The organism is Propioniciclava sp., from assembly GCF_047602245.1.
GTDB lineage: Bacteria > Actinomycetota > Actinomycetes > Propionibacteriales > Propionibacteriaceae > Propioniciclava.
This window is the reverse complement of the sequence record NZ_JASGHT010000001.1, coordinates 462,795-486,467: the sequence shown is the minus strand read 5'-3', so window position 1 is coordinate 486,467 and position 23,673 is coordinate 462,795. Positions and strand designations below refer to the sequence as shown.

The window sequence follows — 23,673 nt, the reverse complement described above, 5'->3', positions numbered from 1 at the left end:
GTTGAGGCGTCCATGATCGAGGTCACCTCCCTGACGAAGGTCTACGGCACCGGTGCGCCCGCCGTCACCGCGGTCGACGACGTGTCGCTGAGCGTGCCGTCCGGCCAGATCTTCGGGATCCTGGGCCGCTCGGGCGCGGGCAAGACCACCCTGATGCGCTGCCTGACCGCGCTGGAAAGGCCGACGTCGGGGAGGGTGACCATCGGTGAGGTGGAACTCACCACGCTGTCGGCGTCCGGTTTGCGTGCCGCGCGGCACCGGATGGGCATGATCTTCCAGCACTTCAACCTGCTGGGCAGCCGGACGGCCGCCGGCAACATCGCCTTCCCGCTCGAAGTGCAGGGCGTCCCCGCCGCCGAGTGCAAGGCGCGGGTCGCCGAGCTGATCGAGCTCGTCGGCCTACCCGGGCGTGAGGACGCCTACCCGTCACAGCTGTCCGGTGGCCAGAAGCAGCGGGTCGGCATCGCCCGGGCGCTGGCCGCGCACCCGGACGTGCTGTTCTGTGACGAGGCCACCTCGGCCCTCGACCCGGCGACCACCGAGCAGATCCTCGATCTGATCAAGGAGATCAACGTGCGCACCGGCGTGACGGTGGTGCTGATCACCCACGAATCCGAGGTGGTGCGCCGCATCTGCGACGCCGCGGCGCTGATGGCCGACGGACGCGTCGTCGAACAGGGAGCGCTGATCGACCTGCTCGCCGACCCGGACTCGCAGCTGGCCGACATCCTGCTGCCCGCCGGGAATCCCTCGGTGACCGCGGGGGAGTCGGTGGTGCTGAGCTTCGCCCAAGGCCACACCACCGAGCCGATCATTTCGGGACTGACCAGGCACTTCGGGCTGGACGTCTCGATCCTCGGCGGCACCGTCGAGACCGTCGCCGGCCGTCTGGTCGGACGCCTGCGCGTCTCGTTGTCGCACCCCTCGGGCGTCATCGACCGGGACGCCGTCGCGTCCTACCTTGCTGAGCGGGAAGTGAGCGTGCACTTGTGAAGCAGGCAACATGGCAGGAAGCCCTGCCGGAACTGTTGGGAGCCCTCGGTGAGACCGCCTGGATGGTCGGCTGGTCGTTCCTGATCGTCACCGTGTTCGGGATCGCCATCGGCGTCCTGCTGCGGCTGTGGGCCTCCGACGGGCTGACGCCCAACCGTCCCGCGTACACGATCGTGGGGGCTGTGGTGAACGTGGCACGCTCACTGCCCTTCCTGATCCTGATGATCGCCCTGATCGGGTTCACCCGCTGGCTGGTCGGCACCGCCTACGGCCCCACCCCGGCCATCGTGCCGCTCGCCGTCGGCGCGATCCCGTTCTACGCCCGCGTCGTCGAGGCAGCCCTGCGCGAGGTCGCCCCCGGCAAGATCGAGGCCGCCCAGGTGATGGGCGCCACCACCTGGGACATCGTCCGCAAAGTGCTGCTGCCCGAATCATTGGCCGGGCTCGTGTCGGGCGCCACCCTGACCCTGGTGACCCTGATCGGCTACTCGACCATGTCGGGTGTGATCGGTGGCGGTGGCGTGGGCGACTTCGCCCTCCGGTACGGCTACCAGCGGTTCAACCAACCGGTCCTGCTGATGAGCGTGGTGCTGCTGATCATCATTGTCCAGCTCGTGCAGACCATCGGCGACACGATGGTGGCCAGGATGGCCCACCGCCGCGGCTGATACCCTGTCGTGGCCGCTGGGGGCGTTAGCTCAGCCGGTCAGAGCAGGGGACTCATAATCCCTGGGTCGCGGGTTCGAGCCCCGCACGCCCCACTTACATGTCCTGATCAGAACCTCGCGCAGCTACGTGCTGCGTGAGGTTTCTGGCGTTCTACGGGGGTCTTCGTCCGGGGCTCCGGCTGACAATGGACGATATCGATCCGCAAGGTGAATCGCTAAGTGTGGCAATAGTATTACGGTTCCGTTATCCTATTGCCATGACGGTGTTGGCGCGTGATGCTCTGTGGGATATGGCGGATGCGCAGCACGGTTTCGTGACGGCGCAGCAAGCGGCCGAAGCAGGCATCAGCAAGCAGGCTCTTCAGATGCTGGTGCATCGCGGCACGTTGGAGCGCGCTGCGCATGGGGTCTACCGTTTCCCGCAGTATCCCGTTGGTGAGTATGACCAGTTCATGCTGGCGGTGCTCTGGACGCGGGTTCCCGAGGCTGTGTTGTCGCACGAGACGGCGCTCGACGCGTACGGCATCAGCGACGTCAACCCCAACCGCATCCATGTCACCGTCGGCAAGGACCGCCGGTTCCGTCGTGCGAGCGGGGAGGACTACGTCGTCCACTATCAGGACCTCACACCCGAGCAGGTCGGGTGGTGGCAGGAGATCCCGACCGTGACCCCGGTGACGGCGATTGAGCAGTGCCTCGTCTATGGAACGCCAACGTATCTGCTTCGGCAGGCGATCGAACGCGGGTATGCGCAGGGCTATCTGAAGACGGCTGAGCGCGATGCTCTAGCGGAAGAGCTGGAGGCTCGCTATGACCGATGACCATGTTGGCTCCAAGTTGGCTGCGCTGCTGAGGACATTAAAGCCGAAGACGAAGGCGCCGGTCTCGGCCAAGGTTCTCAACACCTGGATCGCTCAAGCAGAGGGTCAGCTCGGCGATGAAGCCAAGGGCGGACGGCTTGGCTGGTTGATCGCTTCATCGGTCGCTATCGGCGCGGTCCAGCGTGCGCTGGATGAGGATGGACGCCAGTTGTTCCTACTCAAGGGCGGCACCCTGCTTCAGCACCGGCTCCATGCGACAGCCCGGACCACCAAGGATGTCGATGGCCTTGTCCGCGGTGACATGGATGCGTTCTTCGCGGTGCTCGAAGAGGTGCTTGATGAGCCGTGGGGGCCGCTGACGCTGCGCCGTGGTGAAGTCGAGGTGATCGATGTACCCACGAAGCTCGTCAAGCCACGCAGGTTCGACATCATCCTCAATCTGCGCGGCGTCACCTGGCGGCGCATCCAATTCGAGGTCTCACCCGACGAGGCCGGCATCGGACAAGAGCGAGAGCTCATCGAGCCGCCTCCGTTGGCGGGTTTCGGGCTGCCAGATCCTGACGTGTTGGTGGGGATCGCGATGCGGTTCCAGATCGCGCAGAAGCTCCATGCCGTCTCCGATCCGCACGAGCCACCGGGATCGATCAACGACCGTGCTCGCGATGTCGTCGACCTGCTCCTGCTCCGCGACCTCATGGCCACGACCGGTATGCCGACGCTGGCAGACGTGCGAGAGGCTGCGGTTGCCGTCTTCGGGGCGACGGCCGCCGAGGCTGCCAAGCGCGGGCGACCGACAAGGAACTGGCCGCCGACCGTTGTCGCATACGCTCACTGGAGGGATGACTACATCCGAGCGGCCGCCTCCGGTGGCGTCGAATTGTCACTCGAGGACGCGGTTGGCGAAGCGAATGCCTGGATCCAGAAGCTCGACAGCGCCCAGTAGCGAGGTAGGTTCCCGCTACACCGTTGCGGGCGAGGTTGGTGGTGCATGGTGACTCCGCCGTCGGAGACGCCGCATGAATATGTCGTCGCTGGCAAGACCCCCGGGTTGACCGATGACGACGTTGCACGGGCAGCGCATGTCATCAGGACATACGGCGAGCCGATGAAGTTCTACAACGACACCCGCATCTACTTGGTGACGCCCATGGGACGGAAGCACTGGGACATGCAAGGCTGCACCTTCGACGAAGGGAGCGTGAGGCTCATCAATCGTGCCCGTACGGAGCGCATCTACGGCATCCAGAACATGCCGCGCACATCCTCTGGCCGAGAATCTGACTACGACTGTCTCGCCAACACCTGGGATCGCCCCCGAGCGAAGCGGGACATGCTGCTCATGCACTACGCGCCCGATGCATCACAGACGGGACCGGCTCTTGATTTCCGGCTGGCCGAGGCGTCGCTGCGCGCGGTCAAGACATCGGCCACGTCACAGACACGAGTTGGACGCTTCATCGCCTCCAGGAACCCTGCTGGCTCGGTGGCTTGATCATGAACAATGGCTCGATCAGTAAGCTGGGAGCCGTAACGGCGGCGGCGCTGGAGTATCAGCAGGGCATCGAAGGGAGAGACGTGGCGACTCTCGTAAGCCCGATCTGTCGTTGGTCGGTGGGTGCGCATGACTGGCCATGATCTGGCCAGCCAGTTGCTGCCGCTCCTTGGGCGCTCACTCGACGCCGGATTCAACGTGTTCGACGTCATGCATCACGGCACCCACGAGAAACAGCTGTCGAACGTTTTCCGCTGGCTCTTTGAAGTCGGTGGAACCCACAACTTCGAAGAACTCGGTCAGCACTTGTTCGTGGAGCAGGTCAACCAGAGTCTGAGACCCGAGTCGGCGTTGCCACTGGTCACTTACGCGGTTCGCCAGGAGGTCAACACAGCCGAGATCGGGGACGGCGGCGACATTGCGGACATAGTGCTCGAGAGTGACGCATCGGTGATCGTAGTGGAGAACTACGGAACATCTGACGGACATGGTCATGGCTACGACGGGTACCTACGATTCGGCCAACGCGATGGCAAGACCGCGACTGCGGTCATGCTGTGCGCGGAAGAAGACCGCTCTCGTCTAACCGATGGTTGGGAGCAAGCTGTCGTGGTCACATATGAGAGGTTCCTCGACCTGCTGGTCACGGAACTCAATAGGGACGCCAAGTACGCCACACAGAACCCCGAACAGTATGCCTTCATCAGCCAACTGCATCGCAAGTTTGCGAGCGGAAAGGAACGCATGGGCAGCAAAGACGTGCTCGATTTCGTTACAGCGATGTGCGCAACCGGCGAGGCAGGACGCTGGCGGGAGCGAAATCAAGATGTGGCCGCTGAACGATTCGCCAGCGACCTGGCCCAGCAGGTGCGCGAGCGATTCGCCGAAGGCAGAGAGGTTCTGCAGATCGTGAAGGCACGCCTCCGCACCTACGGGAACACCATCGTGCGGAAGCAGGTGAACGAGTCGATGGGTAAGGAGTTCATTGACAAAGTGACCGCCGGGTACAGCGGAATCTACCAGTGGAGTATCAACTTCGAAACCTCAGAGGAACGCGATTCCTTCGGCGAGGCCCGCCTCCAGATCAAGTTCGGCCCCTCCGCCTGGTTCGCGAACGAACAAGATGCTCACTGGAAGCGAAAAGTCGAACCTGGAACCGCCGACTACTCGCGCCTGTTCCTAACGCGGGCACGGAACCACGAGCTTCGCCAATCTGCGGTGACGCTCCATGAAGTTCTTGACGGCCTTTCACCTACTGATACGCGCCTTCGCGATGAAATCATCGATCTGCTGCAAGGCTCCTGAGTCGGTGCCATCACGCATCGTCTCAAGTTGCCCGATGTCCGCGTGGAAGAATGTTGAAACCCCGGCCGTGTGATCGGCTCCGAGGAGCTACCAGGGACGGTTCCGGGGTGTTCGCCGACCCTCCTACATCAGGAGCAGTGATGACGCACCTCTCTGACGAGACGTCGGAGTGGGAGCTGATGCGTCGACACACTTCTCCGAGGAACGCCTCCGCCACTATCTGACCGAGAACAACGGCGACGAAGGCGCCTCGGCACGTCTGTCAGCGGTGTTCGTGTGCGTTTCCTTGGCTCTGCCGAGGACGCGATGAGTTGGGTCGGCGGGCTCATCTACGGGCCTGGAGGTGGCCCCACACCCTTGATTCCACGCGCAAACAAGCCACTCGACCCGTGGTCGCCTGTTCCCGTAGCGTTCGCTGAGATCCACAGTTTCAGACGCACGAGACCGGCCTGCGGCTCGCCAGCGTGCCCGCTGTGTTCGGTCATACCGGGCGCGGCAGGCTCCGGACTCGTTCGATGGCCACTTCGAGTTCGCCGGGACTTGTTCCGATTGTGGCGAGGGCGGCAGATGCGTCGGCGCTGAACGACGCGGGGGCATTGGGCAGTCGGCTCACGCCGGAGACAACTCCCTTCTCGTTGATGACCCACTCGCCACAGGCGCCATGCCAGGCGTGGGAGAGCAGGATCACCGCGTGTGACATACACAGGGCCACGTAGGCCGTGTCGTTGCTGCGCGCCGCCTTTGTCGCTCCATCGAGGTGGAAGTCGACTTGCCAGAGACTCGCGAGAAATGAGCGTCGCAGCGCGTCCGGGTACGGGGTGATTGATTTCTTGAGAGCGGCGTGAACACCCTGCCCATCGACGAATGGCACTCCGGTGGCGACCTCTCCCGCATAGGCGACGTCGAGGAACCCGAAGGGGTGTCCGGGTTGGCTGTGGAAGGAGAACTCGCCGCGTCGCGCCCGCTCGCACTGCTCGGTCACGCGGCCGATGTCCCGAAGGATGAGGTCGACGGCGGTGCCATCGACAGTGAGCCATGCGCCGCTGTCCACCCACGGGCCCCAGGATCCGGGGGCGCCGATCGTCACTTCCGAGCGGCTCCAGCGGCTCGCAGCGTGTGCGAGTGCCTTCCTATCAATGTCGGCGGCGCCGTAGATACCTAGGTCGACGTCGGAATCCGGACGGTGCGTACCGCGCGCGCGACTGCCGCCGAGCACAACGGCAACAACGCCTGAGGTGCAGGCGAGGTCTTCGGCCAGTGCCTGCAGCCTGTCATTGGAGATCATGGTTCAAGGTTCTCTTCACCGTTGATGCGTCGCCTGATCGAGTCGCTGGTCACGCTGACGCGTTGTAACGCTGGCGGGCGGCTTCGGCCAGTTCTGTCTCGGCGGCGTCGCGTCGCCAAGCGGTGAGCTTGACCGCCATCGTGGGAGGGAGGGCCGCGTCCTGGTCGCCGGGCTTCGGGTCGTAGTTCTCGAAGGCGTCGGCGAACTCGTCAGCACGAGCTTTGATGTCTTCGATGGAGCGTCGAGTGATGGTGTTTCACCTCAGATACTTGGTTCGGGGCGGGCGCATGGAGCATGGCGGAGGGCTTGGCTGGTTTTGCGCGTCTAGGTTGAAGAGGACGTCGAAGGGCTTGCGGGAGAGGCGGCGTCGGTGGTGCTGTCTCTAGAACCGCCAGCTGATGGCCGACTGGCCTCGATGAGATGGCGGGTGGAGTGAGCGACGAACGGTCCGTCCTGCTGGATGAGGTCGTGAAGGTCTCGGAGCCGATCCCGGTATTTGTCCACCGTGAATCCCGGCACCCACCAGATCACCTTTCGCAACAAGTACACGACGGCCGCGACATCATGGATCTCGATCCGCAGCTTGGTCGTCTGCAGATTCACGATCTCCAGTCCTGCGGCTTCGGCGGCGGCGGTCTCGTCGTCGGGGTGGCGTCCTCGCCGTGCTTCGGGTTGTGGGCCCAGGAAGAACTCGATCAGTTCGAACGCACTCGCCGGTCCGACATGCTGCGCGAAGTACGTTCCGCCTGGACGGAGGACTCGGGCGATCTCCTCCCACCAGATCGTCGCAGGATGCCTGCTTGTCACCAGATCGAACGCCTCGTCACCGAATGGCAACGGCGGCTCATCCGGATCGGCCACAACAACGACTCCGCGGGGATGCAGCAGCTGGGTGGCTTTCGCGACGTTCGGCGGCCAGGACTCCGTGGCAACGGCGGTCGCAGGGAACCTCTCGGCCTGGGCGAGCACCTCACCGCCACCAGTCTGGATGTCCAGCGATGCCGACGCGCTGCCGAGCCGGTCGGAGAGTTGGCGAGCGTACCCCCAGGCCGGGCGCTCCTCGGTTGCGCGCCCGTCCAGCCAGGAGAAGTCCCACCCGGATACATCGGCGGAGGCCCCAGCCTCGATCAGCGATTCGAATGCGTCAGTCATGGCGCCTATTCTCCCAGGAGCCCTGAGTCGACACGACTCTTGAGATTTCGATTTTCGATGGCCGCTTTGGCGACGGCACGGTGACCAGGCCGCGTGCGGTGAGGTTGCGCAGCAGCCCGGCGATGGAGGTCTCGCCTTTGGCGTAGGTTTCGAATGCCCACCGGATCAGCGGTGCGCGTTCGGGATCGACCTCGACGGTACGAATCTCGCGGCCCTGCTGCGGGCTCTCGGGCTACGCGCTTGCACATGGAAGAATGCTCAAACCCCGGCCGTGTGATCTGTTCCGAGGAGCGACAGGGACGGTTCCGGGGTGTTCGCACACCAGATTACCCCGAAGCTCAGCTGGGATGGGGTACGCTGATCTCATTCCGCCCCGCCGTCCTCCGGGATTGGCGGGGTTTTTTCTTACCCAAACGGAGGGCCGGATGCGCCACGGCGATCCTGTTCTCCTCCGACAACGACCTCATGCCCGCCGTCGAGGTGCTCTGGGTGATGCCCCAGTGTCATGTCGAGGTCGCCTCCTGGTCGGGGGCGCACCGCATCCGCTTCCCCGGCACGCAGCAGCCCTGGTGCCACCATCTCAACGAGGTGGACTTCACGGCCGTGCGGGACACCCACGACTACTCCGACAACCAGTAGGGGCAGGTCTTGCCCATCAAGTGCCGCGGGTCTTCGTCCAGACGGTGCCACGATGGACGCCTGATCGCCACCCTGGGCGTCGACCGCGGGGCCGAATGCTGACCTCGCTTGCCGGAGAGGACGCGCAGAGGGTAACTTCATGGCTGGCCGTGCATGACGCAGAGGAGGTGATACCCGTGAACGATTCGACATGGGTGCTCCTCTTGGGAGTTTCGGTCGGGCGATAGGTCGTCCGGGAGCGCCGCTGATCAGCAGCACTCTCGAAAGGCACGACCATGCATTTCATTTCTGAACGACATCTCGATGTGGGAATCGCCGAGCGCGCGTTTACTCTCGATGGTGTCCCCGGCATTCTCTGGACGCCGCCGTCGGCGTCCTCATCTGCGCCGGCGCCTGTCATTCTGATGGGGCAGCCCGGTGGGATCGGGATGGACCGTATGTATCCCCGTCTGGCCGCGCGGGCACGAAGCGCCGCGGCGGACGGGATCGCCGCCGTCTGCATCGAACTGCCCGGCTCCGGCGGCCGGCCGCGACTGCCTGGCGTGGAGCAGGCGCGAGCCGATCTCGTGCGCGCCATCTCCGCGGGTGCGGCGCCGAGCGGGGACGTCATCGACCGGCTGGTCCTGCCGCTCGTCGAACAGGCGGTGCCGGAGTGGCAGGCCACCCTTGACCAGGTGCTCGCGCTGCCCGAGATCGCTGACCGGGTGGCGATCTCCGGTGGGCTGATCGCGGTCGGCGTCCGGATGGCCGCGACGGATCCGCGCGTCGTGGCGGCCGGACTCTTCGCCGGCAGCTATCTGCCGCAGGCGATCATCGAGCAGGCGCGCGAGGTCACGATCCCGCTCCACGTGCTGCTGCAATGGGACGACGAGTTCAATGACCGGCAGACGGCCCTCGACCTGTTCGACGCATTCGGGTCGAAGGAGAAGACGCTGCACGCGAACATGGGCGGCCACACCGGCGTCCCGCCGTTCGCGAGCGAAGACGCCGCCCGCTTCTTCGTCCGGCATCTGTTTGCCTCGCAGCCGGCGCAGGAGGGCGTGTGAGGCGGCCGAAGCGCTCAGATCTGGCTACTCGCTGAGGGACGCCCGCGCATCGCCCGGGCTATGTGGCGAGGTCGGTGCCCCAGGCGTCCGCTGATTCGAGTTCTCCGGGCTGGAGGGGGCCTTGGGTGGCGCGCACCAGGAAGGTGCGGGCGGTCGCGGGGATTCCGCGCCGGGCGAGCAGCTTGACCGCCGCCTTGGCGGCTGATCCGCTCATCCAGTTGCGGCTGGTGCAGGTGTCGAACACGGCGATCCGGGAATTCGCGGGAAAGGTGATGCCCTCCAGCCAGTCCTTCACGCCGGGGCCACCCGGCCCTGCCTGCGCGCGGGTGCTCGCGGTGGAGAGGCCGCGACTGTGGGTCGGTGCGCCGATCACCACCAGGTCCACCTCGCTGGGGATCTCGGCAGGGGCGTCCGCGATGCCGACCAGCCGAACCGTGGCCCCACTCCTCGACAGGGATGCCGCCACGGCCTCGCCGACCTGCCTCGTGTTGCCGAACATCGACTCGATCACCATCAGCACGTTCATCGGGATGCACCTTTCTCGGGTCTTGCTATTCCTCTATTGGTACTCAAAGTACCATCTATGGGATGGTCGCTAGAGTCGTCGGGTGGCGAGGATGAACGACAGGCAGACCGAGCAGCGCATGCTTCAGGCGGCGATCACGCTCGTCCAGGAGCGCGGGCTCTCCACCGGCCTGGAATCGATCGCATTCGACGAGGTGATCCGCGAGGCCGGGGTGTCGCGCACGTCCGCGTACCGGCGCTGGCCCACCCGCGACCGCTTCTACGGCGATGTGCTGGTGGAACTCGCCCGTGGCGCCACCCTTCCCGCCCCCGAGATGAGCACGGCCCTGCTCGACGCCCAGGCCGTCCGCGCGGTCGAATCACCCCAGGCGCACCGCGACCTGGTGGTGGAACTGCTGCGGGTGTCGATCCAGGCCGACTACGCCGTGGCAAGCACCTCGCCACAGTGGCGCACGTACCGGCTGCTGCTCGCGAGTTACGAAGGCATCGCCGACGACGAGGTACGGACGGCCGTCGCCCAAGCCCTCGCGCAGACTGAACGGCGCGCCCTCGAACTGCGCGCCCGCGTCTACGCCGAGTTCTCCGCGCTGCTCGGCTACCGGCTCGTGGCACCCCTCGCCGGCCCGGATGGTTTCGAGTTCATGAGCCGCGCGGCCGGCGCCACGATGCGCGGGGTGCTCGCGCTCATTGCGCTCGGGGACGCCGGTGTGAGCGCGCCGCGGGCGATGCACGCCTTCGGGGCGTCCGCTGTCGCCGAGTGGTCGCCCGCCGTTTACATGGTGACCGCGGCCGTGCTCAGCTACATCGAACCCGATCCGGGAGTCGTCTGGGACCAGCGGCGGATCGAGGATCTCCTGACGGCGATCGACGCGTTCCGGCCGTGAGGCGCCCTCGAATCTGGCGCAGGCGGCACCGACTCACCGAAGGTGCGCTTAACTGAAGCGGTGGGCACGTCGATGACGACGGCCACGTGTGGATTCGGTTCGTTCGTGAGTGAGGAGAGGCCGGCATGGAAACGGTCCCGCTGAAGGTGCTGCTGATCGGCTCGACCGGACCGATGGGACGGGCCGTGCTGCGCCGGGCCGATCCCGCGCGCGTTGCGTTGCGCGCCTTCGCCCGCACCCCCGCGGCGCTCACCAGCGACGCGACGCTGCCCCGGGACATCGACGTGGTGCAAGGCGATGTGCGTGACCGCGCCAGCATCGAACGCGCGCTCGCCGGGGTGGACGCCGTGATCTGCGTGCTCGGCAGCATGCCTTTCCAGAAGGCCTCACAAGGGCTGTTGGAGGAGGGCACCCGGAACCTGCTCGCGGCGATGGCTCAAACCGGCTGCCCGCGCCTGGTCGTCGTCACCGGCATGGGTGCAGGGTCGAGCCGCGGTCACGGGCCCGGTTTCTACGAATGGTTCCTGCGGCCGGTCATCCTGCGTTCGGTCTATCAAGACAAGGAACGCCAGGAGAAACTGGTTCAGGAATCAGGGCTCGACTGGACCATCGTCCGGCCGTCCATGCTGGTCAAGACCACCCCGGCGCGTCCGATCAAGGCGCGATCGAGCCTCGGCGTCCGCGAGAAGATGGGTTCGATCAGCCGCGAGGACGTCGCGGACTGGCTACTCACCGAAACCCTCTCGCCGTCGCACCGCCGCGAGATCGTGCACCTCTACACGCAAGCGAAGGCCTAGACGAGGCGCGGTTTCGGTCGGCGCGGACGCGGCATGCCGGACCGATGCTCAGTGCTCGCTGGCGCTCACCATCGGCCGGCTCTGCTCGCCCCGCAAGAGCGACATCCGCTCGTCGCGGTCTTTGCGCCGAACGAGGCTCGCGTAAAGGACGCCGGTGGCAAGGACGGACACTCCGGCGGCGAGGGTGACCAGGAACGCGGCGGAGTGGCCGCCGGCGTCCGCGAGAGCCCCACCACCCCAGTTGCCGATGGCGGTGCCCAGGGTGATGCCGGCGCTGAGCAGGGTCATCACGAAACCGAGCCGATGCGCGGGGGTAACGTCGGCGGCGGCGCTGAACACGGTCACCAGGACGGGCCCGATCGGTGCGCCCACCGCGAGCAGCAGCAGCGCCAGATGCCACGGCGTGCTCGCCAGCCACAGCAGGCTCAGCACCGGCAGCAGCACGACGGCGCAGAGCAGCCAGCGGCGCGCGGCGCTCCACGCGGCCGGCCAGCGGGACACGCTGAGCGCGGTGGCGCCCGAGGTGAGTCCCATCGCGGCGTAGATCACGCCGCCGGCTCCGGCATGCCCGGTCTCTTGGGCGAAGGCGGTCGTCGCGGTGGCGAGCGAGCCGAACACGGTCCCGATGCTCAGCATCCCGAGCAACAGCACCGCGACGGTGCCCCAAGCCACGGGCGCGGGGTGCGCTGAGGCGGACGAAGCGGAGCGCGTCCGCACGGCGGCGAACCGCTCGGTGCGGTGAAGCGCGAACCACGGCACCAGGACCACCGCGAGCACCAGAGCCGTCCATAGCGGCGCCGCGGGACCGACGAGAACCGCGATCAGTCCGACGGCCGCCGGCCCGAGCACGAAGCCCAGTTCATCGATCGTCGATTCGTAGCCCTGAGCCGCATCGAGCGTGCGGCGATCGGCGGCACCGAGGCCACGGATCCAGCGCACCCGGGTCATCGGGCCGCACTGCGGGGCCACCAGGCCCGCGGTGAAGGCGGACGCCGCGAGGCCCGGGCTGAAGGTCAACGGTTCCGCGCCCGGTGCGCCGGCCGCGAGCAGCCACACCAGCGCGAGGGTGTACAGCGCGGTCGCGGTGAGCAGCGTGACGCGCTGCCCCCAACGGTCGGACGCGGCACCCGACAGGGGTGCGCCCACCGCCACGCCGAGTCCGGCGATCGCCGCGATCGCTCCCGCGGTGGCAAGGTGATCGGCCGATGCCGAGACGTAGGTGAGCACGCCCAGAACGAGCATGGACAGTGGCAGCCGCACGAGTGCGGACAAGGGGAAGTAGGCGGTTCCGGCCAGTCGGCGCATGGCGCTGAAACCCGAATCGGTAGGAGACACCGGTTTCATCCTTCCGCGGGAGAAAACCCGCAACGAGTGCGCCGCGTCCCAACCACCCGCTGCGCGAAACCCTGATGTCAGTCACCCATTCTACCGGGAAATCCTGTTTCGCCAACTCGCTCGGGGCGCAGCCCCCAGAGAAGGCCGGCCGCGTGACCGACCCTCGAAGCAATTGGTCCGCAAGCTGTGGACCAATTGCCCTAGGGCACATCCGGACCGACAAGCCCGACAGTCCTGAGGTTCGTGCGCGGGACGCACAGGCTCGTCACAGGGACGGTTGCTAGCGTGGACGCCGACTGTTGCTTCTGGGAATCCCGGGGCACGAGAACACGACCCCCCGAGGAACTTCCGCATGAAACTGCCCACTCGTCTTGTCGCTTCGTTGTGCCTGTGTACTGGTCTGCTCCTGGCGGGCTGCTCCGGTGCTCCCTCGGGGACGCCCTCCGCCCCGGATCCGACCGGCACGGCCGCCCCGACCGGCGGCGTGTGCGATGTCACTGTCACGGGTGCTCCGGCGTCCGCCACACCCGCACCCGAAGACGAAGCAGCCTCCCGGCAGGCCCTCGCCGCGGTGCGGCTGAACGGCGATACCGCCTCCGCTCCGACCCTGGCGTTCGAGGCGCCGTTGGCGCTGACGTCGGAAATCATCCACGTCGCCGACGAGGGCAGCGGTGACGCGATCGGGAGCGGGCAACTGGTCACCTTCAACTTCCTGGTGTGTGACATCGTCACCGGCGAGAAGGTGGCCTCCACCTGGGGTGTCAGTGCCGACGCGAACGCTCCGAAGACTTTCCCGATCACCGAGCGTAGCTTCGGACCGAAGCTGACCGAGGCCCTGGCCAACGCCAAGGTGGGTGCCCGGCTGCTGTGGGGGCAACCCAGCGTCGCCGCCGAGCAAAGCAGCAGCGGCATGGCAGTGAACGGTCAGGTGTTCGTCCTCAGCATCGAGGGTGCCCGTCCCATTCCCGACGCGGCCTCGGGTGCCGCCGTGACACCGGCGGACGCCGCGCTGCCCACGATCACGATCACCGACGGCAAGCCCGCCGTCTCCGTGCCGTCGTCCTTCGCGGACCCGACTGAACTGGTCGTGCAGCCGCTGATCGACGGCGACGGTGAGGTGGTCAAGTCAGGCAAGTCGGTCGTGGTCAAGTACACCGGCTGGCTGACTGACGGCACTCAGTTCGATTCTTCGTGGGATCGGCAGGCGCCCAACGACAAGTTCGTCTTCGGTGTCGGCGCCGGCGGCGTGATCCAGGGCTGGGATCAGGGACTGATCGGCCAGAAGGAAGGCAGTCGCGTGCTGCTGGTCGTCCCCGCCTCGATGGGGTACGGCGATCAGGCCAGCGGCGCGATCCCGGCCAACTCGACGCTGATCTTCGTCGTCGACATCCTCGCCGTCTTCTAGGACGGGAACGCGTCACCTCGCCGCCGTCAGCGCGCCGGGGTGACGCGTGCGACGGCGTCCGGCTGGACGACATGCCGCGCGCCGTACAGTTGAGCGGCACCACTGGACGTTCGTACAGTCGCCACGTGAGCGATCAGAGAAACCGGAACGGACGCGACCGGATCCGCGAGGCGGCGCTGGTGTCGTTCGCCGAGCAGGGCGACGCGGCGAGCATCCGTCAGATCGCCCGTGCTGCGGGCGTCTCCCCGGCCCTCATCCAGCACCATTTCGGCACCAAGGACGACCTCAGGGCCGCCTGCGACGAGTACGTGGTGTCGTATTTCACCGATCGCGTCACGAGCGGGCTGGACGATCTCGGGTTCACCGATCCGGCCTATCTCGCCGAGGTGTACCGTTCCGCGCCGGTGGTGCTCGCCTACCTGAAACGGCTGCTGCTGGAGGACACTCCCCATGCGCGCTACGTCTTCGACGCCTTGGTCGCGCTCACGGAGCGCTACCTGCCGCCGGAGGGGGCCTCGCCGGTGCGCGACCGGGCCGCGGTGCTGGTGGCGATGAAGCTGGGCGTGATGTTGCTGCGCCCGCACCTGCACCGGACGCTCGGCCTGGCGGACGCCACCCCCGCGGGCGATCCGCGCCTCAGCGCCGCCCAGCTCGACCTGCTCAATCCCGATCTCGTCTCACCCGAGGTCATGGCGGCCGCATGGAAGGCGGCCGGAACGGAGGCCACGGCATGAGCGCTGTCATCGAACTCTCCTCGGTTACCAAGAAGTACGGCCGGGCGGTCGCGTTGCGCGACTTCAGCCTGCGTGTGGAGGAAGGCCAGGTGCACGGGTTCCTCGGCCCGAACGGCGCCGGCAAGACCACCACCATGCGCGTCCTGCTGGGCTTGCTCGGCATCACTTCGGGGCGGGCGTCCGTGTTCGGCCTCGACCCGTGGCGGGACGTCGCCGCGATCCACGCCCGGCTCGCCTACGTGCCTGGCGACGTGACGCTGTGGCCGGACCTCACTGGCGGGGAGACCCTCGACATCCTCGCCCGGTTGCACGGCGGTCACCACGACCGAGAGCGCTGGCTCGACCTGTTCGATCTCGACCCCACCAAGAAGAACCGCACGTACTCGAAGGGCAACCGGCAGAAGGTGGCGCTGGTCGCCGCCTTCGCCTCGGACGCGGAGTTGTTGATCCTCGATGAGCCGACTTCCGGGCTGGATCCGCTGGTCGAGCAGGCATTCGCCGAGGCCGTGCGTGCCGAGCAGGCCCGCGGCAAGACGATCCTGCTGTCGAGTCACATTCTCAGCGAGGTCGAGCGGCTCTGCGATTGGGTGAGCATCATCCGCGACGGCACGCTCGTCGACTCGGCGCCGCTGGCCAGCATCCGCGGCGCCCAGCGGACGCTGGTCACGGCCCGGGTCGACGTCGTGCCCGACCTGGGCCTGGACGGTGTCACCGTCATCGAAGCGGACGCCGCGAGGCTGCGGCTGAGCGTCACCAGCGCCGCACTGCCCGAAGTGCTGCGCCGGCTGGCCGCGGCCGGCGTCCGGAACCTCGACGCGGGCGCACCCTCGCTTGAGGATGTGTTCCTGGCCCACTATCAATCCGCGGAGGCGTGATGATCACCCTGGTCAGGGCCTATCTGCGCCGCTCCCGGGGCAGGCTGCTCGCGTGGGTGCTGGTGCTGGGACTGCTGCCGGCCCTGATGGTGCCCTCGACCGCGATCGGCTACCCGACCCAGGCCGACCGTGAGGCGTTCGCGACCGAATCGATGGCCAGCCTCGCCCAGGTGGCGCTGCGCGGCCCCGTGTTCGAAGCCTCGACCGGCGGCCTGGTGGCCTGGACCCTGGCCTCATCCGGCTCGCTGGTCGGCGGCATCGTCGCGCTGCTGTTCATCGTCGGCTACGCCCGCTCCGACGAACAGGCCGGACGCCTCGAACTGGAGCTCGCCGGGCGCGCCACCCGCCGCGACCAGCTTCTGGCGGCGCTGATCGTGGTCGGCGGTGCCGGGGTGCTGGTCGGTGTGGTGGCCTTCGCCGGGCTGGTCATCGCGGGTATGGACGCCGCGGGCTCGGCCCTGCTCGGGCTGGTGCTCGCCTCCTCCATCCTGTTCTTCACCGCGGTGGGAGCGGTCTGCGCGCAAGTGGCCGCCGATCCGCGCGCGGCGGGCGGCCTCGCGGCGGTCACGCTCGGCGTCCTCTTTCTGCCGGCGGCGATCGGGGACGCCACACGCAGCTCGCTGGTGTGGGCGAGCCCCTTCGGCTGGGCCCGGCACGCGCAGGCCTTCGTGGCCGATCGCTTCTGGGTGCCGGTGATCCCGCTGGTGCTCGCCGGGGTGCTGGCCTGGGTGGCGCTGCGGCTCAACGGCGTCCGCGACTACGGCGCAGGGCTGATCGCTCCGCGGCCGGGGCGCGCCCGGGCGGCGAGCTGGGTCCGGACCCCGCTCACGCTGGCGCTCCGGCTCGAGAGTGGCGCGCTGATGGCGTGGACGGTGACGCTCGCCCTGCTCGGACTGCTGCTCGGTTCGGTGCTGGGTAGCCTCGATGCGCAGCTCGCCGGAACGGCGTTCGAGGACTTCGCCCGGCGGCGGGGCGGGTCGGTCGGTGAGGTGTTCTTCCAATTCGTGCTCTACCTGCTCGCCCAGATCGCGACCGCCGCGGCGCTGGCGGCCGTCCTGACGCTGCGGCGCGACGAGATGGGTGGTCTCGCCGAGCCGCTGCTGTCTGGTCCGGTGACCCGGGTGCGCTGGTCGGTGTCGTGGTGGGCGGTCGCGGTGTGCATGGGCGCGGCCATTCTGGCCGGCATCGGTCTCGGCGCGGCCGTGGGTTCCGGACGGTGGCCGCTGGTGCTCACCACGCTGGCCTATCTGCCGGCGGTGCTGAGCATCGTCGGGTTGGCCCTCGCGCTCGTCGGCTGGTTGCCGCGGACGGCGGTGGCCGCGAGTTGGACGGTGCTCGGCGTGCTGGTGATGGTGGATCTGCTGGCCGAGTTCAACCTGGTGCCCGCCGCCGTGGTGGGCCGGGTGTCCCCGTTCGCGGCCACCTTCGGCGGGCTGTTCGCCGGCAATCTCGCCTCCGTCCTGGCCGTGCTGACCAGCGTCGGTGCCGGGCTGGCCGCGTTGGGCGTCCTGGGTTTGCGGCGCCGCGACCTGCAACCGGTCTGAGCGGCCATACCTGGGCGCGACGGCGATGTACCGCCGCACGGATTCGATAGGGCGAAGGAATCACTGGCGCGAAGGGTGCTGTCCGGTTTGACCATTCCCGGAAATGTGTCATGATGATTGGCATGCAGCTTCAGCGCGACGCGTGGGTGACGAAGTCCCCGGCCCGTGGCAACCAGTGTTGTCGCGGCTGTCTGTGTTGCTGAGCGCAGCTCCTCTTATCGCCGCTGGCTAGCGGTTCCAGGGTGTCTCCCTGGTGTTGATTCACACGAAAACCCACCATGGTGGGCGTCATTCGTGCACCTCTTTTACACCTCCCCGCAAGGAATCATCATGTCTTCTGTGCCCATTTCGGAGGGGATTTCCCATCCCGCTCCGGAAGAACCGAATGGTGCCGGTAAATTCTCGGTCAGCGAGGACTGGCTCGCTGTCATCGCCGGCCTCGCGCTGATCGCGCTGGCGCTGACCGGGCTCATCCCTGAGTGGCTGATCCCATGACGGACGTCCGCTCCGTCGCCACCGAGGGCGACGCCGAAGCTCCTCAGAACGCCTCGGACGCCGCGCCGTCCGGATTCTCCGCTGGATGGCTCATCGCCGGGGTGGCCGTCGTGGTCGCGCTCAGCGCCGGCGTCCATCTGCTCACCGAACAGGTGCCGGTCTGGGCCAAAGGCACCGCGTTCGGCCAGATCGCCAAGTCGATCGAGTTCCCCGTCTACGCGATCCTGCTCGGCCTGGTCGGCAACGCCGTCCTGTCGGCGACCGGTCTGCGGGAACGGCTGATGCCCGGGTTCCGTACCGAGTTCTTCATCAAGACCGGGCTGGTGCTGCTCGGGGCGTCCATCAACATCGCCGTCGTCGCACGGGCGGCAGGCCCGGCCGTCGCCCAGGCCGCGGTGCTGATCAGCGCGGTGTTCCTGTTCACCTGGTGGGTGGCCGGACGCTTCGGCCTCGACGACCGGCTGCGGGCCCTGCTCTCGGCGGCCGTCTCGATCTGCGGGGTGAGCGCGGCCATCGCCGCCGCCGGCGCGGTCAAGGCGAAGAAGGAGGATCTCGCCTACACGGCGAGCCTGGTGATCATCTTCGCGTTGCCGTCGATCTTCCTGCTGCCGTGGGCGGCCGGCGTCCTCGGCCTCAGCCCCGCCGTCACCGGCGCCTGGATCGGCGGCAATATCGACACCACCGCAGCCGTCACCGCCGCGGGAACCCTGGCCGGCGAGCAGCCGCTGCAGATCGCGACGATCGTCAAGGTCACCCAGAACGCGCTGCTCGGCGTGGCCGCAGTCCTGCTCACGGTGTACTTCGCCTACAAGGTCGAACGCGGCGAAGGCCAGGCGCGCCCCAGCCTGCGGGCGTTCTGGGACCGGTTCCCCAAGTTCGTGCTCGGCTTCATCGCCGCCTCGCTGATCGCCACGGTCTACAGCCAGTTCGCCCCCGCGGCGACCTCGAAGGCGACCATCGGGATCGTCAACGACCTGCGCACCTGGTTCCTGATCTTCGCGTTCGTCAGCATCGGCCTGGAGTTCAAGGTGACCACCTTGAAGAAGTCGGGATGGCGTCCCATCGCGGTGTTCGCGCTGGCCACGGTGGCGAACCTGGTGATCGGCCTCACCCTCGCGGTGCTCTTCTTCAGCCACTTCACCTTCTGATACTCTCAGCGCCCTCGACCGGCGCGTAGCTGCCGGAAACGTCACAGGAATCGACCGCGAAAGCGCTCAGGTGGCAGATTCCTGTGACGTTTCCGGCATCCGGTCAGGACGGCGCGACGCGCAGCAGGTAGCCGTCCGCGGTGGGGGAGCCGTAGTCGCCTCCACCCCAGGTGAGGATGGCGTCCGGGCTGTCGAAGAAGGCCGCGCCGGGACGTTCGCCACCGGGTAGGTGCGGGACGGTCGTCCATTCCAGCGTCACCGGGTCGAGCAGGTGTCCGTTGACGGAGACATGGCCTGCTACGACCAGTGGATAGATGCTCCCGTTGAGGCCACCGTGCGGGCTCGTCAGCGGGAGTCCTCCCTGGTCGCCGAGCGTGGGCAGGTTCGTCCAGGCTCCGGTGCTCGGGTCGAGGATGCGGCCGTAGGGGTAGGACCGTCCCCAGTTGCGGTTCTCGCCGCCATCGGCGGAGCCGACCCCCGGCCACACCACACGGTCGCGGGCGAATACCGGATTCCAGCCGATCACCTCGGTTGGGCCGAGATCGCGCCAGGTGGTCAGGGTGCCGTCCAATTCGGCCAGCCGGGCCACGGGCGCTCCCTCGACGCGGCCTCCCGTCCCTGAAATGGCTGCCAGCAGCAGCCGGTCGCCGAGCCAGACCGCACCGCGACTGTGACCGCCGATCGGGTCGTCGGGAAGCGGGGTGAACGTGCCTGTGACCGAGTCGAAGACCAGGTCGTGCCCCATGTTGGCCCCATTCGTGTTCGCGATCACCAGCACTCGGTCTCCAGCCGCGATCAGTTGACCTGCCGGGCCCGGCAGGGCGTGGGTCGACCACTGATCGGTCGTCGTGTCGTAGCGGACCAGCCAGCCCTGCTCCGAATTGCCAGGCCGCCAGCCGGAGAAGTAGGCGGAGGTGCCGACCGACGCCGTCGACTGGACGATCACCGGCCAGGGCATGGGGGCGATGGTGGTCCAGGTGTCGGTTGCCGGGTCGTAGCGGGCTCCGTCGGTGAGCAGTTCGGGGAGGATGCAGTCGGCGTTCGGCGGGCACATGAAGTCGTCGTGGCCGCCCACCACCAGGAAGCGGCCGTCCACCCACACACCGGACGCCTCCCAGCGCGGGGACAGCGGACCGGCGGCGATCTTCGTCCACGTCCTCGTGGCCGGGACGTTCGGTGCGACGGTAGGTGTCGGTGTCGTCTCGGTGGCCGGAGGCCCGGCCGGTACCGCCCGATAGGGGCTGCGGGAAACGATCCAACTGCCGATGGCGACCCCCGCAACCACGACGAAGACGGCCGCGGTCAGCCAGGTGCGCCGCCACCGCCCGCGGGCCGGCACGGGCGCGGCCGTCAGCGATTCCGCGTCGAGGGACGGGACGGGGGAGTCCAGATCGTTGATGCGGCGCAGGCCGGTGCGGAAGGCGTCCTCGAACTCATCCATGGTGATCTCCTTCCAGGTGGCGTGTGCGCAGCGCGACGAGCGCGCGATGAACGTGGGAGCGTGCCGTGGACTCGGGGCAGCCCAAGGCGGCCCCGACCTCGGCGAACGACAGGTCGCGGTAGAAACGCAGCACGACCGCGGCCCGCTGGATCGGCGGTAGGTCGCCGCACAGCCGCCAGGCTTCGTCGGCGAGCGCGAGCGCCTCGGTCTGGTCGGACGCCGCCCGTACCCCGGGCAGCGCATACGGTTCGGCGACGGGCTTCACCCGGCGCAGCCGCCGCAGCCGGATCAGGCAGGCGTTGGTCACCGAGCGGTGCACGTAGGCGTCCCGGTGTTCGGGGGTGATCTGGTCCCAGCGCGGGTAGAGGTTGGCGAGGGCGTCCTGGACGGCGTCCCGGGCCTCCTCCCAATCGCGGGTGACCAGGCACGCCATCCGCACCAGGCCGTCCGACCGCTCCCGCACATAGTCGGCGAACGGCGCGACGCCGGACGTCCCCGGGCGGGCCGGGACCTCCGATGCCGGTTCGCTCCTCATACCCACACGATTCACCAGACGGGTGATTCGTTGCAGGCAGACCGAAGAAAAGTCAGTCGGGCACGGTGAAGTCGAAGATGTCGGTGTCGAAGCGGGTGTAGGACGCGTAGTCGATCAGGTCGTACAGGTCGCGGCGGTGCTGCATCTCGCCGACGGCGTCCGTCAACGAACCCTCGGCATCCAGCAGGGTGAGGGCGCGATCGGCGGCCCCCATCGCCAGCCGCAACAGTGAGACCGGCCAGATCACCAGGTTGACGCCCACGTCGCGCAACTGGTCAACGGTGAACAGGTCGCTTTGGCCGAACTCGGTCATGTTCGCCAGGATCGGCACGTCCAGCGCCCGGCGCACCCACTCGAACTCGCCGAGATCGCGCAGGGCTTCGGGGAAGATCGCGTCCGCGCCGGCGTCCACCAGCCGGCGCGCGCGGTTGATCGCGGCGTCCAGACCATCGGTGGCGCGGGCGTCGGTGCGCGCCATGATCAGGAAGTTCGGGTCGCGGCGCGCCTCGACCGCGGCGCGCACTCGCCGGACGGCGACCTCGGTCGCGACGACCTGCTTGCCGTCCAGGTGGCCGCATCGTTTCGGGTTGACCTGGTCCTCCAGGTGCAGGCCGGCCACGCCGGCGTCCTCGAGTTCCTGCACGGTGCGGGCGGCGTTCATCGGCTCACCGAAGCCGGTGTCGGCGTCCACCAGCGCGGGCAGATCGGTGACGCGCGCGATCTGCCGGGCGCGGGCGGCGACCTCGGTGAGCGTGGTCAGGCCCACGTCGGGCAGGCCCAGATCGGCGCTGATCACCGCCCCCGAAATGTAGACGCCGTCGAAGCCGCGCCGCTCGATCAGCCGGGCCGACAAGGGGTTGAACGCGCCCGGCATCCGCAACAGCTCGCCCGAGGCGAGCCGCTCACGGAAGGCGCGCCGCTTGTCGGCGGGAGTGATCCCGGAGTACAGCATCAGGCCTCCTCAGAACAGTCCGGGCGTGGGCGCGACCGGCAGCGGCCCGGGCGCGGTGAAGGTGAGCGCACGGACGCCCGCGGCGTCCAGATCGGGCAACCGCAACGCCAGCGCGGCGAACCGTTCGGTTTCGGCCTCGCCGAGCACCCCGACGGCCAGCGAACGGAACTTGGCCAGATACTCCGCGCGCCCGAACGGCCGCGCGCCCGCGGGGTGGGCGTCCGCCACGGCGATCTCGTCGACGAGCTCGCGGCCGTCGGCGAGGGTGACCACGATCCGGCCGCCGTAGGATCCGGCGCCCGCGTGATAGGCGGCCGTCCAGGCGGGATCCTCGACGGTGCTGATCGTGCGCCACAGCGCGACGGTGTCGGGGCGGGTGGCCCGCTGCCGGGCATAGGACGCCTCGTGGTGCCAGCCGCCGTCCTGCAGCGCGACGGCCAGGATGTAGGGCAGCGAATGGTCGAGGGTCTCCCGGGACGCCTGCGGATCGTATTTCTGCGGATCGTTCGCGCCCGAGCCGATCACGAAATGAGTGTGGTGCGAGGTGTGCACCACGATCGACGCCACCTGCCCGGGGTCGGCGACTTCGGGGTGTGCGTGGCGCAACCGGCGGGCCAGGTCGATCCAGGCCTGGGCCTGGTATTCGGCCGAATGCTCCTTGGTGTAGCTGGCCGCGATGGCCCGCTTGGGCTCACCGGATGCCGGCAGCGGCACCTGGTAGCGCCCCTCGAAGCCGTCGAGCAACTGGGCGATCACGCCGTCCTCGCCCTCGTAGATCGGCGACGGACTCGTCTCGCCACGCATCGCCCGGTCCACGGCCTCGATCGCGGCCTTGCCGGCGAATGCGGGCGCGTACGCCTTCCACGACGAGATCGCGCCCTTGCGGGACTGCCGGGTCTGCGTCGTCACATGCAAGGCCTGCCCGATCGCCTGATAGATGGTGGCGGCGTCCAGGTTCAGCATCGTGCCTAGTCCGGCCGCGGTGGCCGGACCGAGGTGGGCGATGTGGTCGATCTTGTGCGCGTGCAGGCTGATCGCGCGCACCAGGTCGATATGCACCTCGTAGGCGGTCGCCAGCCCGCGGACCAGGTCGGCACCGGACGCCCCCACATGCTGCGCGACCGCGACCAGCGGCGGGATGTTGTCGCCGGGATGGCTGTAGTCGGCGGCCAGGAAGGTGTCGTGAAAGTCGAGTTCGCGCACCGCGACCCCATTGGCCCACGCCGCCCACTCGGGGCTGGTGCGGACGCCGGCGTCCACCCCCATCACGGTCGCGCCCCCACCGCCCCGGCTCGGTGGGTGGGCGAGGGCCTGATCGCGAGCCGCGGTCGGTGCCGGACGCCGCAGCGACGCGGCCGCGACGCCGGCGTTGTCGAGCACCCGGTTGACGATCATCGCGGCGGTCTCCTCCGGCACCGCGACCGGATCGGCGGCCACCTCGGCGATCCGCCATGCCAGCTGTTCGGAGGTGGGTAGGTCCTCTTCGCTGCGGTGCGCGCGAACTTCATAGGTCTGCATCGGCACTCCTCCTGATCTCGTGTGGGCGGTGCCCGTCGCGGCGACGTCGCCAACCCGCGAGCCTACCGCCGAGGACCGGAAACA

Annotated in this window: 24 protein-coding genes and 1 tRNA gene; 17 read left to right on the top strand and 8 right to left on the bottom strand. The window is 67.9% G+C overall.

Features of this window, described 5'->3' with window-relative positions:
- Positions 1-12 precede the first annotated feature (12 nt).
- The 7 genes from QM708_RS02320 (at position 13) to QM708_RS02290 (ending at position 5,279) form a co-directional block, all read left to right on the top strand.
- The gene (locus QM708_RS02320) at positions 13-993 is read left to right on the top strand and encodes a methionine ABC transporter ATP-binding protein (RefSeq protein WP_415104002.1); all 981 of its coding nucleotides are present in this window, start codon (positions 13-15) and stop codon (positions 991-993) included.
- A complete protein-coding gene (locus QM708_RS02315; RefSeq protein ID WP_415104000.1) occupies positions 990-1,661 on the top strand; it encodes a methionine ABC transporter permease in 672 nt (223 codons plus the stop codon). The genes QM708_RS02320 and QM708_RS02315 overlap by 4 nt, the downstream gene beginning before the upstream one ends.
- Positions 1,662-1,680: 19 nt before the next feature.
- A tRNA-Ile gene (locus tag QM708_RS02310) sits at positions 1,681-1,754 on the top strand.
- Between the two features lie 164 nt (positions 1,755-1,918).
- The gene (locus QM708_RS02305; protein ID WP_415103998.1) at positions 1,919-2,482 is read left to right on the top strand and encodes a type IV toxin-antitoxin system AbiEi family antitoxin domain-containing protein; all 564 of its coding nucleotides are present in this window, start codon (positions 1,919-1,921) and stop codon (positions 2,480-2,482) included.
- Complete coding sequence (locus QM708_RS02300) at positions 2,472-3,425, top strand: nucleotidyl transferase AbiEii/AbiGii toxin family protein (RefSeq protein WP_415103996.1); 954 nt, start codon at positions 2,472-2,474, stop codon at positions 3,423-3,425. Before QM708_RS02305 ends, QM708_RS02300 begins: the two co-directional genes overlap by 11 nt.
- Before the next feature lie 45 nt (positions 3,426-3,470).
- Positions 3,471-3,974 (top strand): hypothetical protein, encoded by a 504-nt coding sequence (locus QM708_RS02295; RefSeq protein ID WP_415103994.1) that lies wholly within the window; start codon positions 3,471-3,473, stop codon positions 3,972-3,974.
- Positions 3,975-4,103: 129 nt separating this feature from the next.
- Positions 4,104-5,279 carry a PD-(D/E)XK nuclease family protein gene (locus QM708_RS02290; RefSeq protein WP_415103992.1) on the top strand — a complete coding sequence of 392 codons (1,176 nt, stop codon included), beginning with the start codon at positions 4,104-4,106 and terminating at the stop codon, positions 5,277-5,279.
- 481 nt (positions 5,280-5,760) lie between these two features.
- On the opposite strand, the gene QM708_RS02285 is transcribed toward QM708_RS02290, so the two are convergent.
- Positions 5,761-6,564, bottom strand: coding sequence for a nucleotidyltransferase domain-containing protein (locus tag QM708_RS02285; RefSeq protein ID WP_415103990.1), 804 nt, complete (start codon positions 6,562-6,564; stop codon positions 5,761-5,763).
- 324 nt (positions 6,565-6,888) lie between these two features.
- Positions 6,889-7,716: a class I SAM-dependent methyltransferase gene (locus tag QM708_RS02280; protein WP_415103988.1), complete on the bottom strand. Its 828-nt coding sequence runs from the start codon at positions 7,714-7,716 to the stop codon at positions 6,889-6,891.
- A gap of 465 nt (positions 7,717-8,181) precedes the next feature.
- On the opposite strand from QM708_RS02280, the gene QM708_RS02275 reads away from it, so the two are divergent.
- Together QM708_RS02275 and QM708_RS02270 are read left to right on the top strand one after the other, a co-directional pair.
- Positions 8,182-8,355 carry a hypothetical protein gene (locus QM708_RS02275; protein WP_415103986.1) on the top strand — a complete coding sequence of 58 codons (174 nt, stop codon included), beginning with the start codon at positions 8,182-8,184 and terminating at the stop codon, positions 8,353-8,355.
- A 428-nt stretch (positions 8,356-8,783) separates the two neighbouring features.
- Positions 8,784-9,401: an alpha/beta hydrolase gene (locus QM708_RS02270; RefSeq protein WP_415103984.1), complete on the top strand. Its 618-nt coding sequence runs from the start codon at positions 8,784-8,786 to the stop codon at positions 9,399-9,401.
- Positions 9,402-9,459: 58 nt separating this feature from the next.
- Here the strand turns inward: QM708_RS02270 and QM708_RS02265 are convergent, their stop codons facing one another.
- Positions 9,460-9,927, bottom strand: coding sequence for a flavodoxin/nitric oxide synthase (locus QM708_RS02265; RefSeq protein WP_415103982.1), 468 nt, complete (start codon positions 9,925-9,927; stop codon positions 9,460-9,462).
- 91 nt (positions 9,928-10,018) lie between these two features.
- Here QM708_RS02265 and QM708_RS02260 point away from each other — a divergent pair, with 91 nt between their 5' ends.
- Positions 10,019-10,810 carry a TetR/AcrR family transcriptional regulator gene (locus tag QM708_RS02260; RefSeq protein ID WP_415103980.1) on the top strand — a complete coding sequence of 264 codons (792 nt, stop codon included), beginning with the start codon at positions 10,019-10,021 and terminating at the stop codon, positions 10,808-10,810.
- A gap of 125 nt (positions 10,811-10,935) precedes the next feature.
- A complete protein-coding gene (locus QM708_RS02255; protein WP_415103978.1) occupies positions 10,936-11,607 on the top strand; it encodes an NAD(P)-dependent oxidoreductase in 672 nt (223 codons plus the stop codon).
- Positions 11,608-11,655: 48 nt separating this feature from the next.
- On the opposite strand, the gene QM708_RS02250 is transcribed toward QM708_RS02255, so the two are convergent.
- A complete protein-coding gene (locus QM708_RS02250; protein WP_415103976.1) occupies positions 11,656-12,942 on the bottom strand; it encodes an MFS transporter in 1,287 nt (428 codons plus the stop codon).
- Positions 12,943-13,294: 352 nt separating this feature from the next.
- On the opposite strand from QM708_RS02250, the gene QM708_RS02245 reads away from it, so the two are divergent.
- The 6 genes from QM708_RS02245 (at position 13,295) to QM708_RS02220 (ending at position 19,143) form a co-directional block, all read left to right on the top strand.
- Positions 13,295-14,347, top strand: a complete 1,053-nt coding sequence (locus tag QM708_RS02245; RefSeq protein WP_415103974.1) for an FKBP-type peptidyl-prolyl cis-trans isomerase — start codon at positions 13,295-13,297, stop codon at positions 14,345-14,347.
- Between the two features lie 125 nt (positions 14,348-14,472).
- Positions 14,473-15,081, top strand: a complete 609-nt coding sequence (locus tag QM708_RS02240) for a TetR family transcriptional regulator (protein WP_415103972.1) — start codon at positions 14,473-14,475, stop codon at positions 15,079-15,081.
- Entirely contained in the window at positions 15,078-15,956 is an 879-nt protein-coding gene (locus QM708_RS02235) for an ATP-binding cassette domain-containing protein (protein ID WP_415103970.1), read from the top strand. Before QM708_RS02240 ends, QM708_RS02235 begins: the two co-directional genes overlap by 4 nt.
- The gene (locus QM708_RS02230) at positions 15,956-17,500 is read left to right on the top strand and encodes a hypothetical protein (protein ID WP_415103968.1); all 1,545 of its coding nucleotides are present in this window, start codon (positions 15,956-15,958) and stop codon (positions 17,498-17,500) included. Before QM708_RS02235 ends, QM708_RS02230 begins: the two co-directional genes overlap by 1 nt.
- 330 nt (positions 17,501-17,830) lie before the next feature.
- Positions 17,831-17,995, top strand: a complete 165-nt coding sequence (locus QM708_RS02225; RefSeq protein WP_415103966.1) for a hypothetical protein — start codon at positions 17,831-17,833, stop codon at positions 17,993-17,995.
- Positions 17,992-19,143 (top strand): YeiH family protein, encoded by a 1,152-nt coding sequence (locus tag QM708_RS02220; protein WP_415103964.1) that lies wholly within the window; start codon positions 17,992-17,994, stop codon positions 19,141-19,143. Before QM708_RS02225 ends, QM708_RS02220 begins: the two co-directional genes overlap by 4 nt.
- 103 nt (positions 19,144-19,246) lie before the next feature.
- Here the strand turns inward: QM708_RS02220 and QM708_RS02215 are convergent, their stop codons facing one another.
- Genes QM708_RS02215 through QM708_RS02200 form a run of 4 tightly spaced genes read right to left on the bottom strand, consistent with a single transcriptional unit; the run spans position 19,247 to position 23,589 of the window.
- Positions 19,247-20,584 (bottom strand): hypothetical protein, encoded by a 1,338-nt coding sequence (locus QM708_RS02215; RefSeq protein WP_415103962.1) that lies wholly within the window; start codon positions 20,582-20,584, stop codon positions 19,247-19,249.
- Positions 20,577-21,119 carry a sigma-70 family RNA polymerase sigma factor gene (locus QM708_RS02210; protein WP_415103960.1) on the bottom strand — a complete coding sequence of 181 codons (543 nt, stop codon included), beginning with the start codon at positions 21,117-21,119 and terminating at the stop codon, positions 20,577-20,579. Before QM708_RS02210 ends, QM708_RS02215 begins: the two co-directional genes overlap by 8 nt.
- Before the next feature lie 52 nt (positions 21,120-21,171).
- Complete coding sequence (prpB, locus tag QM708_RS02205) at positions 21,172-22,071, bottom strand: methylisocitrate lyase (RefSeq protein ID WP_415103958.1); 900 nt, start codon at positions 22,069-22,071, stop codon at positions 21,172-21,174.
- 9 nt (positions 22,072-22,080) lie between these two features.
- Complete coding sequence (locus QM708_RS02200; RefSeq protein WP_415103956.1) at positions 22,081-23,589, bottom strand: MmgE/PrpD family protein; 1,509 nt, start codon at positions 23,587-23,589, stop codon at positions 22,081-22,083.
- Between the last annotated feature and the right edge of the window lie 84 nt (positions 23,590-23,673).

Excerpts from the sequence above, each read along its gene's own strand:
- QM708_RS02320 (WP_415104002.1), top strand. The coding sequence starts at position 13 with ATGATCGAGGTCACCTCCCTGACGAAGGTCTACGGCACCGGTGCGCCC.
- QM708_RS02305 (WP_415103998.1), top strand. The coding sequence starts at position 1,919 with ATGACGGTGTTGGCGCGTGATGCTCTGTGGGATATGGCGGATGCGCAG.
- QM708_RS02300 (WP_415103996.1), top strand. The coding sequence starts at position 2,472 with ATGACCGATGACCATGTTGGCTCCAAGTTGGCTGCGCTGCTGAGGACA.
- QM708_RS02295 (WP_415103994.1), top strand. The coding sequence starts at position 3,471 with ATGGTGACTCCGCCGTCGGAGACGCCGCATGAATATGTCGTCGCTGGC.
- QM708_RS02290 (WP_415103992.1), top strand. The coding sequence starts at position 4,104 with ATGACTGGCCATGATCTGGCCAGCCAGTTGCTGCCGCTCCTTGGGCGC.
- QM708_RS02285 (WP_415103990.1), bottom strand. The coding sequence starts at position 6,564 with ATGATCTCCAATGACAGGCTGCAGGCACTGGCCGAAGACCTCGCCTGC.
- QM708_RS02280 (WP_415103988.1), bottom strand. The coding sequence starts at position 7,716 with ATGACTGACGCATTCGAATCGCTGATCGAGGCTGGGGCCTCCGCCGAT.
- QM708_RS02275 (WP_415103986.1), top strand. The coding sequence starts at position 8,182 with ATGCCCGCCGTCGAGGTGCTCTGGGTGATGCCCCAGTGTCATGTCGAG.
- QM708_RS02270 (WP_415103984.1), top strand. The coding sequence starts at position 8,784 with ATGGACCGTATGTATCCCCGTCTGGCCGCGCGGGCACGAAGCGCCGCG.
- QM708_RS02265 (WP_415103982.1), bottom strand. The coding sequence starts at position 9,927 with ATGAACGTGCTGATGGTGATCGAGTCGATGTTCGGCAACACGAGGCAG.
- QM708_RS02260 (WP_415103980.1), top strand. The coding sequence starts at position 10,019 with ATGAACGACAGGCAGACCGAGCAGCGCATGCTTCAGGCGGCGATCACG.
- QM708_RS02255 (WP_415103978.1), top strand. The coding sequence starts at position 10,936 with ATGGAAACGGTCCCGCTGAAGGTGCTGCTGATCGGCTCGACCGGACCG.
- QM708_RS02245 (WP_415103974.1), top strand. The coding sequence starts at position 13,295 with ATGAAACTGCCCACTCGTCTTGTCGCTTCGTTGTGCCTGTGTACTGGT.
- QM708_RS02235 (WP_415103970.1), top strand. The coding sequence starts at position 15,078 with ATGAGCGCTGTCATCGAACTCTCCTCGGTTACCAAGAAGTACGGCCGG.
- QM708_RS02230 (WP_415103968.1), top strand. The coding sequence starts at position 15,956 with ATGATCACCCTGGTCAGGGCCTATCTGCGCCGCTCCCGGGGCAGGCTG.
- QM708_RS02225 (WP_415103966.1), top strand. The coding sequence starts at position 17,831 with ATGTCTTCTGTGCCCATTTCGGAGGGGATTTCCCATCCCGCTCCGGAA.
- QM708_RS02220 (WP_415103964.1), top strand. The coding sequence starts at position 17,992 with ATGACGGACGTCCGCTCCGTCGCCACCGAGGGCGACGCCGAAGCTCCT.
- QM708_RS02215 (WP_415103962.1), bottom strand. The coding sequence starts at position 20,584 with ATGGATGAGTTCGAGGACGCCTTCCGCACCGGCCTGCGCCGCATCAAC.
- QM708_RS02210 (WP_415103960.1), bottom strand. The coding sequence starts at position 21,119 with ATGAGGAGCGAACCGGCATCGGAGGTCCCGGCCCGCCCGGGGACGTCC.
- prpB (WP_415103958.1), bottom strand. The coding sequence starts at position 22,071 with ATGCTGTACTCCGGGATCACTCCCGCCGACAAGCGGCGCGCCTTCCGT.
- QM708_RS02200 (WP_415103956.1), bottom strand. The coding sequence starts at position 23,589 with ATGCAGACCTATGAAGTTCGCGCGCACCGCAGCGAAGAGGACCTACCC.